Source organism: Psychrobacter sp. 1U2, from assembly GCF_051847575.1.
This window is the reverse complement of record NZ_JBPYDC010001657.1, coordinates 1-548: the sequence shown is the minus strand read 5'-3', so window position 1 is coordinate 548 and position 548 is coordinate 1. Positions and strand designations below refer to the sequence as shown.

The 548-nt window shown below is 49.5% G+C and carries 1 protein-coding gene; it reads left to right on the top strand.

Annotation, left to right across the window (positions count from 1 at the left end):
• Positions 1-449: PDZ domain-containing protein (locus ACS8FD_RS23720; protein ID WP_439277654.1), on the top strand; the 449-nt coding region annotated here is incomplete at its 5' end.
• Positions 450-548 lie beyond the last annotated feature (99 nt).

The following is a 548-nucleotide window of genomic DNA, read 5'->3' as shown; positions in this document are numbered from 1 at the left end:
AAATCATGCGAGCATCAGACCTATTAAACCTCATTAATCGCGCGCGTCCCAATGACGCTTTTCGCGCACAAGTACAACGTAACGGTAAGCAGTTGACGCTATCCGGTAAGCTTAGTCAGGCTCCAAGTGATGTCCAAGCTCAGGGCCGTGATCAGCAAAATAACGAAGTGCGCGTAGGCCTGCGTCTGCGTAACCTCACGCCAGATGAGCAAGCGGAGCTTGCAACCGATGATAAGACTGGCGTACTCGTTACCGCTGTTGACCCGACAGGACTGGCTGCGCGTTCAGGTATCATGGCAGGGGATATCATCACCAATTTGAATCAAAAGCCTATAGCCACTGCAAGCGATTTCTCTGATGCCATCTCGTCGCTACCGACTAAAGGGGTGGTGACCATTGAAGTGATGCGTCAGGGAATACCAGCGATTATCGGACTGCGTATCGAGTAGGGCCAGTGATAATAACTGGTCATAAAGGGTCGCTAAAGAGACTTGTTTATCATCGACGTCGCCCTTTATAATGGCTGGTTTTTTGATTTTAGTCAGAAT